The sequence below is a fragment of the Pseudomonas sp. CM25 genome (genome assembly GCF_013179705.1).
Lineage (GTDB): Bacteria > Pseudomonadota > Gammaproteobacteria > Pseudomonadales > Pseudomonadaceae > Aquipseudomonas.
Genome location: NZ_JABMCW010000025.1, coordinates 1 through 17,346, shown reverse-complemented (window position 1 = coordinate 17,346; position 17,346 = coordinate 1). Strand labels below are relative to the sequence as shown.

At 63.5% G+C, this 17,346-nt stretch carries 13 protein-coding genes; 6 read left to right on the top strand and 7 right to left on the bottom strand.

The window, feature by feature from the left end; translation table 11 throughout:
• Positions 1 to 2: 2 nt before the first annotated feature.
• Both uraD and puuE read right to left on the bottom strand, forming a co-directional pair.
• Entirely contained in the window at positions 3 to 518 is a 516-nt protein-coding gene (gene uraD / locus HP546_RS04840) for a 2-oxo-4-hydroxy-4-carboxy-5-ureidoimidazoline decarboxylase (RefSeq protein ID WP_172220422.1), read from the bottom strand.
• Positions 518 to 1,444, bottom strand: coding sequence for an allantoinase PuuE (puuE, locus tag HP546_RS04835; protein ID WP_172220419.1), 927 nt, complete (start codon positions 1,442 to 1,444; stop codon positions 518 to 520). The genes uraD and puuE overlap by 1 nt, the downstream gene beginning before the upstream one ends.
• 399 nt (positions 1,445 to 1,843) lie before the next feature.
• Here puuE and uraH point away from each other — a divergent pair, with 399 nt between their 5' ends.
• A complete protein-coding gene (uraH, locus tag HP546_RS04830) occupies positions 1,844 to 2,197 on the top strand; it encodes a hydroxyisourate hydrolase (protein ID WP_016711727.1) in 354 nt (117 codons plus the stop codon).
• A 239-nt stretch (positions 2,198 to 2,436) separates the two neighbouring features.
• On the opposite strand, the gene HP546_RS04825 is transcribed toward uraH, so the two are convergent.
• Positions 2,437 to 3,786 (bottom strand): NCS2 family permease, encoded by a 1,350-nt coding sequence (locus HP546_RS04825; protein WP_172220416.1) that lies wholly within the window; start codon positions 3,784 to 3,786, stop codon positions 2,437 to 2,439.
• 283 nt (positions 3,787 to 4,069) lie between these two features.
• Between HP546_RS04825 and HP546_RS04820 the strand changes: the two genes are divergently transcribed.
• Together HP546_RS04820 and aqpZ are read left to right on the top strand one after the other, a co-directional pair.
• Positions 4,070 to 4,825: a GntR family transcriptional regulator gene (locus HP546_RS04820; RefSeq protein ID WP_172220413.1), complete on the top strand. Its 756-nt coding sequence runs from the start codon at positions 4,070 to 4,072 to the stop codon at positions 4,823 to 4,825.
• A gap of 237 nt (positions 4,826 to 5,062) precedes the next feature.
• Positions 5,063 to 5,761: an aquaporin Z gene (aqpZ, locus tag HP546_RS04815; protein ID WP_172220411.1), complete on the top strand. Its 699-nt coding sequence runs from the start codon at positions 5,063 to 5,065 to the stop codon at positions 5,759 to 5,761.
• Here the strand turns inward: aqpZ and guaD are convergent.
• The 4 genes from guaD to xdhA form a co-directional block, all read right to left on the bottom strand.
• Positions 5,758 to 7,062: a guanine deaminase gene (gene guaD, locus HP546_RS04810; RefSeq protein ID WP_172220408.1), complete on the bottom strand. Its 1,305-nt coding sequence runs from the start codon at positions 7,060 to 7,062 to the stop codon at positions 5,758 to 5,760. The two genes, aqpZ and guaD, sit on opposite strands and share 4 nt — an antisense overlap.
• 10 nt (positions 7,063 to 7,072) lie before the next feature.
• Positions 7,073 to 7,918, bottom strand: coding sequence for a xanthine dehydrogenase accessory protein XdhC (xdhC, locus tag HP546_RS04805; RefSeq protein WP_172220405.1), 846 nt, complete (start codon positions 7,916 to 7,918; stop codon positions 7,073 to 7,075).
• Positions 7,919 to 8,038: 120 nt separating this feature from the next.
• Positions 8,039 to 10,438 carry a xanthine dehydrogenase molybdopterin binding subunit gene (gene xdhB, locus HP546_RS04800; RefSeq protein WP_172220402.1) on the bottom strand — a complete coding sequence of 800 codons (2,400 nt, stop codon included), beginning with the start codon at positions 10,436 to 10,438 and terminating at the stop codon, positions 8,039 to 8,041.
• A complete protein-coding gene (gene xdhA / locus HP546_RS04795; RefSeq protein WP_172220399.1) occupies positions 10,431 to 11,885 on the bottom strand; it encodes a xanthine dehydrogenase small subunit in 1,455 nt (484 codons plus the stop codon). Before xdhA ends, xdhB begins: the two co-directional genes overlap by 8 nt.
• A gap of 267 nt (positions 11,886 to 12,152) precedes the next feature.
• Between xdhA and HP546_RS04790 the strand changes: the two genes are divergently transcribed.
• The 3 genes from HP546_RS04790 to zipA all read left to right on the top strand — a co-directional run.
• Complete coding sequence (locus tag HP546_RS04790) at positions 12,153 to 12,812, top strand: GntR family transcriptional regulator (RefSeq protein WP_172220397.1); 660 nt, start codon at positions 12,153 to 12,155, stop codon at positions 12,810 to 12,812.
• 3 nt (positions 12,813 to 12,815) lie between these two features.
• Positions 12,816 to 16,304, top strand: a complete 3,489-nt coding sequence (gene smc, locus HP546_RS04785; protein ID WP_172220394.1) for a chromosome segregation protein SMC — start codon at positions 12,816 to 12,818, stop codon at positions 16,302 to 16,304.
• A gap of 205 nt (positions 16,305 to 16,509) precedes the next feature.
• Positions 16,510 to 17,346: cell division protein ZipA (gene zipA, locus HP546_RS04780; RefSeq protein WP_172220391.1), on the top strand; the 837-nt coding region annotated here is incomplete at its 3' end.

Here is a 17,346-nt window from a genome sequence, read left to right as displayed (position 1 = left end):
GCTTACAACTGCAGCAGGCGGAACAGGGCGATCAGGTTGATCTGCGCCAGGGCTTCCTTGAATTCGGCATCGGCATCGTTGTGGATGCGTTTTTCGAAGGCGGCCAGGATCTGGTGCCGGTTGCTGCCCTTCACCGCCATGATGAACGGGAACTGGAACTTGGCCTTGTAGGCATCGTTCAGCTCGGTGAAACGGGCGAACTCTTCGGCGGTGCACTGGTGGATACCGGCGCCGGCTTGCTCATTGGTGCTCGATTCGGTCAACTCGCCCTGGACGGCGGCCTTGCCGGCCAGGTCCGGGTGAGCGTTGATCAGCGCCAGCTGGTCGGAGTGGTTGGCGCTGAGCAGGATGTCGCTCATGCGCTGGTGCAGCGCCTCGATCTCGTCCAGTTCAGCCAGTTGCCCCAGGTCATAGGCTTTTTCGGCAACCCACGGCGAGTGCTCGTAGATGTCGGCGAACGCCTCGACGAAGGCGTCACGGCCCAGGGTGGAAGGCTTGAGGGTTTTGAAAGCGGTCATCAGGCGGTCTCTTTCTTGTACGGGTGGGTGGCGTGCCAGTGGCGGGCGATGTCCTCACGACGGGCGAACCAGACCTGGTCATGGCTTTTGGCGTAGTCGATGAAACGCTTCAGCGCGGCCAGGCGCGCCGGGCGGCCCACCAGGCGGCAGTGCAGGCCGATGGAGAGCATTTTCGGTGCTTCGGCGCCTTCGGCGTACAGCACATCGAACGCGTCTTTCAGGTACTGGAAGAACTGTTCGCCGCAGTTGAAACCCTGTACCTGGGTGAAGCGCATGTCGTTGGTGTCGAGGGTGTAGGGGATCACCAGGTGCGGCTTGCCGGTGGGGTTGTTCGGCTCCCAGTAGGGCAGGTCGTCGTCATAGGTGTCGCTGTCGTACAGGAAACCACCTTCTTCCATCACCAGGCGGCGGGTGTTCGGGCCGGTGCGGCCGGTGTACCAACCCACCGGGCGCTTGCCGCTGATTTCGGTGAGGATGCGGATGGCTTCGAGCATGTGCTCGCGCTCCTGGGCCTCGTCCATGTTCTGGTAGTCGATCCAGCGGTAGCCGTGGCTGCAGATTTCGTGGCCGGCTTCGGCCATGGCACGGATCACGTCGGGGTGGCGCTGGGCGGCCATGGCCACGGCGAACACGGTCAGCGGCACGCCGCTGTCCTTGAACAGCTTCAGCAGGCGCCACACACCGGCACGGCTGCCATACTCGTACAGCGACTCCATGCTCATGTTGCGCGCACCCTGCAGCGGCTGGGCGGCAACCATCTCGGACAGGAAGGCTTCGGATTCCTTGTCACCGTGCAAGATGTTGCGTTCGCCACCTTCTTCGTAGTTGAGAACGAAAGACAGCGCGATGCGAGCGTTGCCCGGCCAGTGCGGGTGAGGAGGGTTGTTGCCGTAACCGATCAGGTCGCGAGGGTAGTCAGCGCTCACTGCAGTCTTCCTTCTTGTGCGTTAGTGCGGGTGGTGGGCGGGCCGCGTCGGTATGTCGCACCACCGGATGGGCTGATTGTATACAACTTCTGAAATCTTTTGTAAGCCTGTTTTTCCGCATTTCTTCCCTTTTGTCGCTTCGCAGCGCTCTGGAAATACAGTGCAAGAAACCTGCCTGATCGGTCAGCTAATGATGTTGACGTCGGCACGCAGCGTGTATTTGCGACCGATGGGTCGTTTATGGGCATGATCGGGGAGGAGCGCAAGAAGGGCCCAAAAAATTGTGTACAATTTTGCATCGGAATGTCTTAATAGCGTCATTCCCGCACATCGCAGGCCCTTTGGCGTGGTGATGGCCGTGTATTTTTTGCCCACAGATTGAACAAGAGGCGACAAGCAATGGGACGTTTGACCACACACGTACTGGATGCCGCGCATGGCTGCCCCGGCAGCTCGATCAAGGTCGAGCTGTACCGCGTCGAAGGCCAGCAGCTGGAGCTGGTGAACACCGCCCTGACCAACAGCGATGGCCGCGTCGACGCGCCGCTGCTGCAGGGTGACGACTATCGCAGCGGTGTCTACCAGTTGCAGTTCAGCGCTGGTGATTACTACCGCGCCCGCGGCGTGCAGCTGCCGGCCCAGGCGTTCCTGGACGTTGTGGTGCTGCGCTTTGGTATCGATGAACAGCAAGAGCACTACCACGTGCCGCTGCTGATTTCGCCGTACAGCTATTCGACCTATCGTGGAAGCTAGTTGGTCGCTAGAAGAATCTTCGTAGGTCCTTTGGCCCGCTCTCACACTGGCGGGCTTTTTTTCGTCTGCTGTTTTTGCATTGTCTGATCTGGCCTCTTTGCGGGTAATCGGATCGCCGCACCGCCGCACACAAACATCTATCACCTAACCCCAGGAGCGGGTTCACCGCGAAGAGGCAGGCACAGGCTAAAGCAATAGAGAAAGGGCGCCGAGGCGCCCTTGACTGGTGCAATGAGGGGTCAGAGAAACACGAACTTGGCTATGAAGATCGCGCACAACACCCACAAGCTGGCCGAGATTTCCTTGTATTTGCCGGTACCGGCCTTCAGCGCCACATAGCTGATGAAGCCCAGCGCAATACCGTCCGCTACAGAGAACGTCAGCGGCATCATGATCACCGTGACGATCGCCGGAATGCTGTCGGTGGCTTCGTCCCAATGAATGTGCGCCATGCTGCCCATCATCAGCATGGCCACATAGATCAGCGCACCCGCCGTCGCGTACGCCGGAATCATCCCGGCCAGCGGGGCGAAGAACATCGCGGCGACGAACAACAGGCCGACCACCACCGCCGTCAGACCAGTACGACCACCGGCAGCGACCCCCGCAGCGCTCTCCACATAGCTGGTCACCGGCGGTACGCCGACCACCGCACCGAACACGCTCGAAGCACTGTCAGCCTTTAGCGCCCGCGAGAGGTTCTCGATACGCCCGTCCGGCGCCACCAGATTGGCCCGCTGCGCCACGCCCATCAGCGTGCCTGCGGTGTCGAACATGTGCACGAAGAGGAACGCCAGCACCACGCTGATCATGCTGACGTTGAACACGCCAGCCACGTCCATGGCCATCCAGGTGGGTGCCAGGCTGGGCGGCATCGACATCACCCCGCCAAACTTGACCAGGCCCAGGCCCCAGCCAGCCACGGTTACGCCAATGATGCTGATCAGGATCGCACCGAACACCCGCTTGTAGCTGAGGATGGCGATCAACAGGAAGCACACGGCTGCCAGCAGCGGCCCTGGCTCATGCAGCGAACCCAGCTTGATCAGCGTGGCCGGGCTGTCGACGATGATGCCGGCGGTCTTCAGGCCGATCAGCCCGAGGAACAATCCGACGCCGGCCCCCATGGCATGGCGCAGGCTGACCGGGATGCTGTTCAGCAGCCATTCGCGCACTTTCGACAAGGTCAGGAACATGAACAGCACGCCTGAGACGAACACCGCCCCCAGTGCCGTTTCCCAGTTGTAGCCCATGGTGCCGACCACGGTGTAGGTGAAGAAGGCGTTGAGCCCCATGCCCGGCGCCAGGCCCACAGGCCAGTTGGCGTACAGGCCCATCAGCAGGCAACCCAGCGCGGCGGCGATGCAGGTGGCGACGAAGGCTGCACCATGGTCGATGCCGGCGTCGGCCATGATGTTGGGATTGACGAAAATGATGTAGGCCATGGTGATGAAGGTGGTCACCCCGGCGATCATCTCGGTTTTGACGGTACTGCCGTGTTGCTTGAGTTTGAAAATCCGCTCCAGCCAGCTCGTTTCGAGCGGTGGGGCGAGATCCAGCGCAGGGGCTTCGGATTTGCGGCTTTCCACAGCGAGTACTCCTCAAGTCTTTCTTGTTGTTGTAGGGGCCAGTTCCTGAGCGATGCACTTGGTAGCCCCAAGAGGGAAGGCAGACGTCCGACCTGTTTGTTGACTCATGGGTCAAGAAGTTGCTCGGTGGATTATGCTTTTGTGTACAAAGAATGCAAATAATGTTTTATCTTTTGTGTGCGCAATGCGTCGTACAACGGCTATATAGGTAAAACGCCCCCTGCGGAATCGCCTCAGCCTGTGTACAATGGCGCCATACTTTCTCTTCGTGCCTCGAGAGCCCATGAACGAACAGCTGCAACCTCTGAAGAAACCTGCGCGTGTCGGCAAGGCCGGCCGCAGTGGTACCCAGGACGACATCGTCTACGCGCACATCTTCGAGGCGATCCTCGAGCAGCGCCTGGCACCAGGCACCAAGTTGAGCGAGGAAGCACTGGGCGAAATCTTTGGCGTCAGCCGCACCATCATCCGCCGCGCGCTGTCGCGCCTGGCCCACGAAAGCGTGGTGCTGCTGCGGCCGAACCGCGGTGCGGTGGTGGCCAGCCCGACGGTAGAAGAGGCGCGCCAGGTGTTTTTCTCGCGGCGCATGGTCGAACGTGCCATTACCGAACTGGCCGTGCAGCACGCCACCCTCGAGCAGTTGAACGAGCTGCGGCAGATGGTGCGTGAGGAGCGCGACAGCTTCTCCCGGGGTGACCGGGGTGCCGGCATCCGGCTTTCCGGCGAGTTCCACCTCAAGCTGGCCGAAGCGGCGGGCAATGCACCGCTGGTCAGCTTCCAGCGCAGCCTGGTGTCGCAGACTTCGCTGATCATTGCCCAGTACGAAAGCGGCAACCGCTCGCACTGCTCGTATGACGAGCACATGCAGCTGATCGACGCCATCGAGGCGCGCGATGCCGACCTGGCAGTGAACCTGATGATGCACCACATGGACCACATCGACAGCAAGCTGAACCTGGACGAGGAGAGCGCCTCGGACGACCTGCATGCGGTGTTCTCGCATTTGCTGAAAAAGCCCAAGGTTTCGGCCAAGGGTTGATCGTTTGCCTGGCTGATTGAAGGGGGCCGCTTCGCCGCCCATTCGCAGCACAAGGCTGCTCCTACGGGCATCGCGTAACCCCTGTAGGAGCAGCCTTGTGCTGCGAATGGAACGCGAAGGGGCCCCAGTCATTTCTGGCCATCAGCCAAAGGTCTGCTAAATTCTTGTGGGCAAACCTTCATCAAGCAGTTGGGCTTGCGCATCCGTTGCGTTCCACTACTTGTTGAGGAAAGGTCCATGACCCTGTCTCTGGGTAAACGAATGGGTGCCGAGCTGATCGGTACCTTCTGGTTAGTGCTTGGCGGCTGTGGCAGTGCGGTAATCGCAGCCAGTTCCCCTTTGGGCATCGGTGTACTCGGTGTCGCCTTCGCCTTCGGCCTTACCGTGCTGACCATGGCCTTCGCCATCGGCCATATCTCCGGTTGTCATCTCAACCCCGCCGTGTCCTTCGGGCTGGTGGTGGGCGGGCGCTTCCCGGCAAAAGAGCTGTTGCCCTACGTGATAGCCCAGGTGATCGGCGCCATCCTGGCGGCCGGGGTGATCTACCTGATTGCCAGCGGCAAGGCCGGTTTCGAGCTGTCTTCGGGCCTGGCATCGAACGGCTACGCCGACCACTCGCCAGGTGGCTACACGCTGGGGGCGGGCTTTGTCAGCGAAGTGGTGATGACGGCGATGTTCCTGGTGGTGATCATGGGCGCAACAGACGCCCGGGCGCCGGCCGGCTTCGCACCGATCGCCATCGGCCTGGCCCTGACCCTGATCCACCTGATCTCGATCCCGGTCACCAATACCTCGGTCAACCCCGCGCGCAGCACGGGGCCCGCCTTGTTCGTCGGTGGGTGGGCGTTGCAACAGCTGTGGCTGTTCTGGGTGGCGCCGCTGATCGGGGCTGCAATCGGCGGCGCATTGTACCGGGGCCTGGCGAAAGAACCTTAGCGCTGGTGCACGCAGCGCCCGGCAGCGTAGGTTTCGCGTATGGTACGGTCGTCGCCCAGGGTGGTGAGCACGAACAGGGTCTCTTCGATGCTGTTGGACTGCTGGATGCGGTAGTCCAGCAGCGGCGTGGCCTTGTAGTCCAGCACCACGAAGTCGGCATCATTGCCGGTGCGCAGGCTGCCGATGCGATCGTCCAGGCGCAGTGCGCGGGCACCGCCGAGGGTGGCCAGGTACAGCGACTTGTACGGGTGCAGGCGCGCGCCTTGCAGCTGCATCACCTTGTACGCTTCGTTCAGGGTGTTGAGCAGCGAGAAGCTGGTGCCGGCGCCGACGTCGGTGCCCAGGCCGACGTTGACCTTGAACCGTTCGGCCTGCGGCAGGTTGAACAGGCCGCTGCCAAGGAACAGGTTGGAAGTAGGGCAGAAGGCCACCGCCGAGCCGGTTTCGGCCAGGCGCTGGCACTCGTCGTCGCACAGGTGCACGCCATGGGCGAACACCGAGCGCTCGCCCAGCAGTTCGAAGTGGTCGTAAACGTCCAGGTAACCCTTCTGCTCGGGGAACAGTGACTTGACCCAGTCGATTTCCTTGAGGTTTTCCGACAGGTGCGTGTGCATGTACACGCCCGGGTGCTCCTTGAGCAGCTGGCCCGCCAGGGTCAGCTGTTCAGGTGTGCTGGTGGGCGCGAAGCGCGGAGTGACGGCGTAATGCAGGCGACCCTTGCCGTGCCAGCGCTCGATCAGGGCCTTGCTTTCGGCGTAGCCGGATTCGGCGGTGTCGGTCAGGTAGTCCGGGGCGTTGCGGTCCATCATCACCTTGCCGGCGATCAGACGCAGGTCCAGGCGCTCGGCCTCTTCGAACAGGGCATTGACCGACTCGGGGTGCACGCTGCCGAACACCAGTGCAGTGGTGGTGCCGTTGCGCAGCAGCTCCTTGAGAAAAATCTTCGCTACCTGGTCGGCGTGGTTCTTGTCGGCGAACTGCTTTTCGCAAGGGAAGGTGTAGGTGTTCAGCCAGTCCAGCAGCTGCTCGCCGTACGAGCCGATCATACCGGTCTGCGGGAAGTGGATGTGGGTGTCGATGAAGCCCGGGGTGATCAGTGCGTCCTGGTAGTGCTGCACCGGGATGTCGGCATCCAGGCTTGGCAGCAGTTCGCTGGCGTGGCCAATGGCGCTGATACGGCCATCGTCGACTACCAGCAGGCCGTCTTCAAAGTACTCATGGGAAGCCTCCAGGCCCACCTCGGCCGGGTCGGCGATGCTGTGCAGGATGGCGGCACGGTAGGCTTTGCGGGTAACGGTCATAACACACTCGTCATAGGGCTTGGCTGCGCCGGGAGGGCGGCAGCAACTGGGCAATGGGGCCGGCATTGGCAGCAGCATCGTGCTGGCCGAAGCAGGCGTTGTAGGTGGCGATGATTTCGCCGGCGATGGACACGGCGATCTCGATGGGCAGCTTGCCCTTGACCTCCGCCAGGCCCATGGGGCAGCGCATGCGCGCCATCACGGCCTCGTCGAAGCCGCGCTCGCGCAGGCGGTGCTCGAACTTGACGCGTTTGGTCTTCGAGCCGATCAGGCCGAACCAGGTGAAATCGTTGCGCTTGAGAATGGCGGCGGTCAGCTCCATGTCGAGCTGATGGTTGTGGGTCATGACGATGCAGTAGCAGCCTGGCGGCAGTGCTGCCACTTCGTCGACCGGCTCTTCACTGACCACTTTGGTCACCCCGTTGGGGATGAACTCGGGGAATTCCTGCTCGCGCGAGTCGATCCAGCGCACCCGGCAGGGCAACGCGGCGAGCAAGGGTACCAGAGCCCGGCCGACATGGCCCGCGCCGAACACGGCGATCTGCGCCTGTACCGCCGCCATGGGTTCGAACAGCAGCACGGTCACCCCGCCACAGCATTGGCCCAGGCTGGCCCCCAGGCTGAAGCGCTCCAGGTGCGGGGTAGTGCGCTGCTCTTCGAGCATCTGCCGGGCGATGTGCAGGGCCTTGTATTCCAGGTGGCCACCGCCGATGGTGTCGAACAGGCCGCTGGCACTGACCACCATCTTCGAGCCGGCGTTGCGCGGGGTAGAGCCGCGCTCCTCGATGATGGTCACCAGCACGCAGGCTTCGCCCCGGGACTGGTGGTCGGCGAGGGCGTTGATCCATTGGTGCATGATCCATAACCTCTTTTAAGGTCTTCCACAGTCCCTGTGGGAGCGGGTTTACCCGCGAATGCGAGGGTGGAATTACCGCCGCCTTCGCGGGTGAACCCGCTCCCACAGGGTTCCTCGCTGTCAGTGAGGAGCGGTTTCCAGTTCCTGTTCGGCAGGCTGCGTGGCAGCCACCGCCTTGCGCATCTGCTCGCACCCCCACAACACCCGCTCCGGCGTCGCCGGCGCATCCACCTGCGGCTGCAGGCGATAATCGGCCAGGCTGGCCACGGCGTCCTTGATCGCACACCAGGCGGCGATGCCGAGCATGAACGGTGGCTCGCCCACGGCCTTGGAGTGGAACACGGTGTCTTCCGGGTTCTTGCGGTTTTCCACCAGCTTTACCCGCAGGTCGATCGGCATGTCGGCCACCGCCGGGATCTTGTAGCTGGCCGGGCCGTTGGTCATCAGCTTGCCCTTGGCGTTCCACACCAGTTCTTCTGTGGTCAGCCAGCCCATGCCCTGGATGAAGCCGCCCTCTACCTGGCCGATGTCGATGGCCGGGTTCAGCGAGTCGCCCACGTCGTGCAGGATGTCGGCACGCAGCATCTTGTATTCGCCGGTCAGGGTATCGACGATCACCTCCACACAGGCGGCGCCAAAGGCGAAGTAGTAGAACGGCCGGCCGCGTGCCTGGCTGCGGTCATAGTAGATTTTCGGCGTGCGGTAGAAGCCGGTGGTGGACAGCGATACCTGGGCGAAGTACGCCTGCTGCACCAGTTGCTCGAAGCTGACGATCTGGTCGCGCACGCGCACATGGCCGTTGCGGAACTCGACGTCTTCCTCGGTGACCTGGTAGTGCCGAGCGGCAAACTCGGTCAGGCGCTTCTTGAGGATTTCGGCCGCGTTCTGCGCCGCCTTGCCGTTCAGGTCGGCACCACTGGAAGCAGCGGTGGGCGAGGTGTTGGGCACTTTGTCGGTGTTGGTGGCGGTGATCTGGATGCGGCTGAAATCCACCTGGAAGACCTGCGCCACCACCTGCGCCACCTTGGTGTTCAGGCCTTGGCCCATCTCGGTCCCGCCGTGGTTCAGGTGGATGCTGCCATCGGTGTAGATGTGGATCAGCGCACCGGCCTGGTTGAGGAAGGTGGCGGTGAACGAAATGCCGAACTTCACCGGCGTCAGTGCCAGGCCTTTTTTCAGGATCGGGCTGTTGGCGTTGAACCGACGGATCGACTCGCGGCGCTCGGCGTAGTCGCTGCTGGCTTCCAGTTCGGCGGTCATCTCCTCGAGCATGTTGTGCTCGACGGTCTGGAAGTAGTGGGTGACGTTGCGCTCGGTCTTGCCGTAGTAGTTGGCCTTGCGCACCGCCAGCGGGTCGCGGCCCAGGTGGCGGGCGATGTGGTCCATCACCTGCTCGATGGCGACCATGCCCTGCGGGCCGCCAAAGCCGCGGTAGGCGGTGTTGGAGGCGGTGTTGGTCTTGCAGCGGTGGCCGTGCACGGTGGCGTCGCCCAGGTAGTAGGCGTTGTCGGAGTGGAACATCGCGCGGTCGACGATCGAACCGGACAAGTCGGGCGAGTAGCCACAGTTGCCGGCCAGGTCGAAGTTGATGCCATGCAGGCGGCCGTCATCGTCGAAGCCCACGTCGTATTCCACGTAGAACGGGTGACGCTTGCCGGTCATGGTCATGTCCTCGACCCGCGGCAGGCGCATCTTGGTCGGCTGGCCGGTCAGGCGCGCCACCACGGCACACAGGCACGCCGGGCTGGCGGCCTGGGTTTCCTTGCCACCAAAACCGCCACCCATGCGGCGCATGTCCAGCACCACCTTGTTCATCGGCACGTCGAGCACTTCGGCGACCAGCTTCTGCACTTCGGTGGGGTTCTGCGTGGAGCAATAGACGATCATGCCGCCGTCTTCAGTGGGCATCACCGAGGACACCTGGGTTTCCAGGTAGAAGTGCTCCTGGCCACCGATGTGCAGGGTGCCCTGGATGCGGTGCGGAGCGCTGGCCAGGGCAGCAGCCGAGTCGCCGCGCTGGTGGGTATGGCTGTCGAGGACGAAGTGCTTCTTGCGCAGCGCCTCGACCACGTCCAGCACCGGCTCCAGGTCTTCGTACTCGATGATCGCGGCCATGGCGGCGCGGCGCGCGGTTTCCAGGTCGCGGGCGGCGACAGCGAGTACCGGCTGGCCAAAGAACTCGACCTTGTCGATGGCCAGCAGCGGGTCGCCGGCCACCACCGGGCCGATGTCCTTGAGGCCGGGGATGTCTTCGTGGGTGATGGCGATACGCACGCCCTCGAATGCATAGCAGGGTGTGGTATCGACGCGCAGGATGCGCGCATGAGCGCGGTCGGCAGTGCGTGCGTACACGTGCAGCTGGTTGGGGAAGTCCAGACGGTCGTCGATATACACCGCCTCGCCAGACACATGCTTGTCGGCGCTGTCGTGCTTGACGCTGCGGCCGACACCGGTGGTCAGGTCCTGGCTGAACAGTTCGGCCATCTCGGCCTGGCTCTTGGCTACGTGATGGTTAGACATAAGCGGTCACCCGGGTCTCGATGTGCGGCGTTTGCTGTTCGATGAAGTACTTGCGCAGCAGGTTCTGCGCGGTCAGCAGGCGGTATTCCTTGCTGGCGCGGAAGTCGCTGAGCGGGGTGAAATCCTCGGCCAGAGCCTGGCAGGCGCGCTCGATGGCGGCCTGGTTCCACGGCTTGCCGCGCAGCGCCGCCTCGCAGGCGCGGGCCCGCTTGGGGATCGCCGCCATGCCGCCGAAAGCGATGCGCACGCCGCTGACCACGCCGTCTTCGATGCTCAGGTTGAAGGCGCCGCACACGGCAGAGATGTCATCGTCCAGGCGCTTCGACACTTTATAGGCGCGGAACGCCCAGTCGCTGGTGGCGCGTGGCACGATGATCTTCTCGATGAACTCGCTGTCCTGGCGGGCAGTGATGCGGTAGTCGATGAAGTAGTCTTCCAGCGGCATCACCCGTTGCCGCTCGCCCTGGCGCAGGACAATCTGCGCATCCAGCGCGATCAGCAGGGGCGGCGAGTCGCCGATCGGGGAGGCGTTGCCGATGTTGCCGCCGAGCGTGCCCTGGTTGCGGATCTGCAGCGAGGCGAAGCGGTGCAGCAGGTCGCCGAAGTCGGGGTATTCCTGGTGGAGCGCGCCGTAGCAGTCGGTGAGCGGGGTGGCGGCGCCGATCTGCAGATGGCTGGCGGTTTTTTCGATGCGCTTGAGTTCGGCCACGTGGCCGACATAGATCATCACCGGCAGGGTCTTGTGAAACTGCGTGACCTCCAGCGCCAGGTCGGTACCGCCGGCCAGCAGTCGCGCTTCGGGGTGCGAACTGTACAGGTCGGCCAGGTCGGCCACGGTCAGCGGCACCAGGCAACGCTTGTCGCCGCTGTTCAGCTCGCCGGTCTGGGTCGGTGCGATGGCCTTGAGGCGGCTGATGGTCTGCGCTTGCTGGGCATCGAACTGGTCGCGGCAGGGCTGGCGGCAACTTTGTTCGGCGGCATCCAGGATTGGCCGGTAGCCGGTGCAGCGGCACAGGTTGCCGGCCAGGGCTTCCTGGGCCAGGTGCAAGTCAGGGCCGCTGCTGTTCTTCTGCAGGGCAAACAGTGACATGACGAAACCGGGGGTGCAGAAGCCGCACTGCGAACCATGGCAGTCGGCCATGGCCTGTTGCACGCTGTGCAGCTGGCCCTGGTGCTTGAGGCCTTCGACGCTGATCAGTTGCTTGCCGTGCAGCGACGAGACGAAGGTCAGGCATGAGTTCAGGCTGCGGTAACGCAGGCTGTCGTTGCCCTGGTCGTCCTCGGTCAGTTCGCCGACCACCACGGTGCAGGCGCCGCAGTCGCCGCTGGCGCAGCCCTCCTTGGTGCCGGGTTTGCCCAGGTGCTCGCGCAGGTACTGCAGCACCGTCATGTTCGGGTCCAGGGCATGCTCGCTGCGCAGCTCCTGGTTGACGAGAAACTGGATCACGGGGGTGGCCTCGCAATGGTTTTATTGTTGTTGGGCGGACTCTAAGCAAGACCTGTCCAGCAGGTCAATATTTTTCTGACTCAAAGGTCAAGAAAATGCCCGTATCCATACCCGGCCGATCAGTACGCCCATATCACAAGCATAGATCGCGCCGCGCGCATGGCTGTCTGACAGGTCAAATAAACCGCCTGGCCCCTCTGCGCCAGCAGCGATCAAGTACGCTACAATCCGCCCCTTGTGCGAGCTCAACGATTTTGAAGGAAAACCATGACGTTCAAGGCCCCGGACAGCCTTTCCGAGCAGATTGCCGATTACCTGGCCGAACGCATCATTCGCGGCGAGCTGGCGCCAGGCGAGCGTATCCAGGAGCAAAAGGTTACCCAGGCGCTCAACGTCAGCCGCGGTTCGGTGCGCGAGGCGCTGCTGATCCTCGAGCGCCGTCACCTGGTGGCGATCCTGCCGCGTCGCGGTGCCCACGTGACCGAGCTGGACGAGCGCAGTGTGCGCAGCCTGTGCGCGCTGATGGGCGAGTTCTACATCCTGCTGGGCAACGCGGTTGCGCAAAAATGGCGCACCGATGCCGACCTGCGCCCGTTCCTGGACATCCAGCAGCGCCTGCAGCGCGCCCATGACCAGCTGGACATCAAGGCGTTCGTCGCTGACAGCTTCGCGGTCATGCGTGCGGCCTACCCGTTTGCCGACAACCCGTACCTGCAGGAAACCGTGGAAAACCTGCAGCCAGCCATGAGCCGCGCCTACTACCTGTCGCTGGACCAGCGCCAGGCCAACATGATCGACTACCTGGACCTGTTTGCCCGCCTGCTTGACGCCGTGGTTGCCCGTGACCTGCCGCGCATTCGCGAGGTGCTTACCGCCTATGGCCAGCGCAGCTGCGAACTGGTGCTGGCGGCGCTGGCCCGAGGCTGACCGATGCGCCTGAAATGCATTCGCCTGGCCGGGTTCAAGTCATTCGTCGACCCGACCACGGTCAACTTCCCCAGCAACATGGCGGCCGTGGTCGGCCCCAACGGTTGCGGCAAGTCCAACATCATCGACGCGGTGCGTTGGGTGATGGGCGAGAGTTCGGCCAAGAACCTGCGCGGCGAGTCGATGACCGACGTCATCTTCAATGGCTCCAGCGGCCGCAAGCCGGTCAGCCAGGCCAGTATCGAGCTGGTGTTCGACAACAGCGAAACCACGCTGGTGGGCGAATACGCCGCCTACGCCGAGATATCGATCCGCCGCAAGGTCACCCGCGACGCGCAGAACAGCTATTACCTGAACGGCACCAAGTGCCGGCGCCGCGACATCACCGACATTTTCCTGGGCACCGGCCTGGGGCCGCGCAGTTACTCGATCATCGAGCAGGGCATGATCTCCAAGCTGATCGAGGCCAAGCCCGAGGAACTGCGCAATTTCATCGAAGAAGCCGCCGGCATTTCCAAGTACAAGGAGCGCCGCCGCGAGACCGAGAACCGCATCCGCCGCACCCAGGAAAACCTGGCCCGCCTGAGCGACCTGCGCGAAGAGCTGGAGCGCCAGCTGGAGCGCCTGCACCGCCAGGCCCAGGCCGCCGAGAAGTACCGCGAGTACAAGGCCCACGAGCGCCAGCTGAAGGCGCGCCTGTCGGCGTTGCGCTGGCGCGATCTGGACGAGCGCGTGCGCCAGCGCGAGTCGGTGATTGGCGACCAGGACGTTTCGCACGAAGCGTTGGTGGCCGAGCAGCGTAATGCCGATGCGAGCATCGAGCGCCTGCGCGACGGCCATCATGAGTTGTCCGAACGCTTCAACCAGGTGCAGGGCCGCTTCTACTCGGTGGCCGGTGACATCGCCCGGGTCGAGCAGAGCATCCAGCACGGCCAGCAGCGCCTGCGCCAGTTGCAGGACGACTTCAAGGAAGCCGAGCGCACGCGGCTTGAAACCGAGTCGCACCTGGGTCACGACCGCACCCTGCTGGCTACCCTGGGTGAAGAGCTGGCCATGCTCGAGCCCGAGCAGGAACTGACCCTGGCCGCCGCGGAAGAGGCTGCGGCGGCCCTGGAAGAGGCCGAGCTGGGCATGCACGGCTGGCAGGAGCAGTGGGACAGCTTCAACAGCCGCTCTGCCGAACCGCGCCGCCAGGCCGAAGTGCAGCAGGCGCGCCTGCTGCAGCTGGAGGCCAGCCTGGAGCGCCAGGCCGAACGCCAGCGCAAGCTGGGTGAGGAGCGCGAACAACTGGGTAGCGACCCGCAGGACGCCGCCATGCTGGAACTGGCCGAGCAACTGGCCAGTAGCGAAATGCAGCTTGAAGAGCTGCAGCTGTCCGAAGAGCAGGTGGTCGAGCGCCTGGAAAACCTGCGTCAGCAGCTGCAACAGGCCACCCAGGCCCAGCAGCAGGCGCAGGGTGACCTGCAGCGCCTCGGTGGCCGCCTGGCTTCGCTGGAAGCCCTGCAGCAGGCGGCACTGGAGCCAGGTGCCGGTGCTGCCGACTGGCTGCGTGGCCAGGGCCTGGAGCAACAGCCGCGCCTTGCCGAAGGGCTGCGGGTGGAGCCGGGCTGGGAATTGGCGGTTGAGACAGTGCTCGGTGCCGACTTGCAGGCCGTGCTGGTAGATGATTTCAGTCGCCTCGATTTCGCTGGCCTGGAACAAGGTGAACTGCGCTTGCTGGTGGCCAGCAGCGTCAGCCCGGCATTGACCGGCAGCCTGCTGGCAAAGGTCGAAGGCCGTATCGACCTGGCGCCCTGGCTGGGCCAGGTCAAGCCCGTGGAAGACCTGGCCCAGGCGCTGGCGCAGCGCGCATCGCTTGGCGAAGGCCAGAGCCTGGTCAGCCGCGACGGCTACTGGGTGGGTCGGCACTTCTTGCGCGTGCGCCGTGGCAGTGAAGCCGAGGGCGGCGTGCTGGCGCGCGGCCAGGAAATCGAGCGGCTGGGCCAGCAGCAGCTGGAACAGGAAGCGGCGCTTGAGCAGCTGGAGCAGCAACTGCAGGCCTTGCGTGAGCAGCAGCTGGGACAGGAAGAACAACGCGAGCAACTGCGCCGCCGCACCCAGGAAGAAAACCGCCTGCATGGCGAGCTGAAAGCCAGCCTCTCGGCCAGCCGCGCCCGCGCCGAGCAGGTCGAACTGCGCCGCCGGCGCCTGCAGGAAGAACTGGCCGAGCTGGAGGAGCAGCGCGCCCTGGAGCACGAGCAACTGGGCGAAGGGCGCTTGCTGCTGCAGGAAGCCCTGGAACTGATGGCTCAGGACACCGAACAGCGCGAGCAGTTGATGGCCCGCCGCGACACCCTGCGCGAAAGCCTCGACCGGGTGCGTCAGGATGCCCGCCAGCACAAGGATCACGCCCACCAGCTGGCCGTGCGCCTGGGGTCGCTGCGTGCCCAGCACGACTCCACCCGTCAGGCCCTGGAGCGCCTGGAGCAGCAGGCCGCGCGCCTGACCGAGCGCCAGCAGCAACTGAGCCTGAACCTGGAGGAGGGCGAGGCCCCGCAAGAAGAGCTGCGCCTGAAGCTGGAAGAACTGCTGGAGCGGCGCATGAGCGTCGACGAGGAAATGCGCCTGGCCCGCTTGCACATGGACGAAGCCGACCGCGAACTGCGCGATGCTGAAAAGCGCCGTACCCAGGCCGAGCAGCAGGCCCAGCTGCTGCGTGGCCAGCTGGAGCAGTTGCGCCTGGAGGCCCAAGGCCTGGATGTGCGGCGCAAGACCCTGCAGGAGCAGTTGCTGGCCGATGGCTACGACCTGCAAGGGGTGCTCGCCACCCTGGAGGCCGAGGCCAGCGAACAGGCCACCGAACAGGAGCTGGAGCAGCTCGACGCGCGTATCCAGCGCCTGGGCGCGATCAATCTGGCGGCCATCGAAGAGTACGAGCAGCAGTCTGAGCGCAAGCGCTACCTGGACGCCCAGAACGCCGACCTGGTCGAAGCCCTGGAGACACTGGAAAACGTCATTCGCAAGATAGACAAGGAAACCCGCAATCGCTTCAAGGATACCTTTGATCAGATAAATGCCGGATTACAGGCACTTTTCCCAAAAGTTTTCGGTGGCGGCAGCGCTTATCTGGAACTGACGGGCGAAGATCTACTCGATACAGGGGTGACGATCATGGCGCGACCGCCGGGCAAGAAGAACAGCACCATCCACTTGCTGTCCGGCGGCGAGAAGGCACTGACCGCTTTGGCGCTGGTGTTTGCCATCTTCAAGTTGAACCCCGCACCGTTCTGCATGCTCGACGAGGTCGATGCACCGCTGGACGATGCCAACGTCGGGCGCTACGCGCGCCTGGTCAAGGAAATGAGTGAGAGCGTGCAGTTCATCTACATCACCCATAACAAGATTGCCATGGAGATGGCGGATCAATTGATGGGGGTGACCATGCATGAACCAGGTTGTTCACGTCTTGTAGCAGTTGATGTGGAGGCGGCCATGGCCATGGTCGACGCTTGATGCGCGACGATAGGGGCACATTCTGCAGCGAAATGCCCCCGTCAGGTGCGACAGACGGTGTAAAGTTGTCTTTGGTCGTGCTAGCTTAATGTCACTCGTTTTTTGCGTGGGTAAAACGCCTGTCAGAACATAGAGTTGGCGCCACGTGTTAAAGGGCTTTGAACCCTTTGTTTTCAAGCATATTTTTATAGAGGCACGGGATTACATGGAAATCGGTCTGCGCGAGTGGCTGATCGTCATCGGCATCATTGTCATTGCCGGGATTCTTTTCGACGGCTGGCGCCGCATGCGCGGCGGTAAAGGCAAGTTGAAATTCCGTCTGGATCGCAGTTATTCCAACGTACCGGACGAAGAGGGCGGCACTGCCGAAGTGCTCGGCCCACACCGGGTGCTGGATGCCCACAAAGAGCCTGAGCTGGACGAAAGCGACCTGCCGTCGCTCAGCGCTTCTGGGCGTGATCGCGAGCGCGAGCCCAAGCCTGCCAAGGCCAGCAAGCGCGGCAAGCGTGCCACCGCTACGGCAGAGGTGCAGCAGGGCGATCTCAACCTCAGCGCCGCTCCGCGCGAGGCCGACCTGTTTGCCGACAGCGATGACGACTTTGCCGCCGACAACACTCGCAGCAGCGGTGCGGCGCCTGCCAGCAGCAGCGTCAAGGAGCTGCCGCCGGCAGAGGAAGTGCTGGTCATCAGCGTGATTTCCCGCGACGAGGGCGGTTTCAAGGGGCCGGCACTGCTGCAGAACATCCTGGAAAGCGGCCTGCGCTTCGGCGAAATGGACATTTTCCACCGTCACGAGAGCATGGCCGGTCACGGCGAAGTGCTGTTCTCCATGGCCAATGCGGTCAAGCCTGGTGTGTTCGACCTGGACGACATCGACCACTTCAGCACCCGCGCAGTCAGCTTCTTCCTTGGCTTGCCAGGCCCGCGTCATCCGAAGCAGGCCTTCGATGTGATGGTGGCCGCGGCACGCAAGCTGGCCCACGAGCTCAACGGCGAGCTCAAGGATGACCAGCGCAGCGTGCTGACCGCCCAGACCATCGAG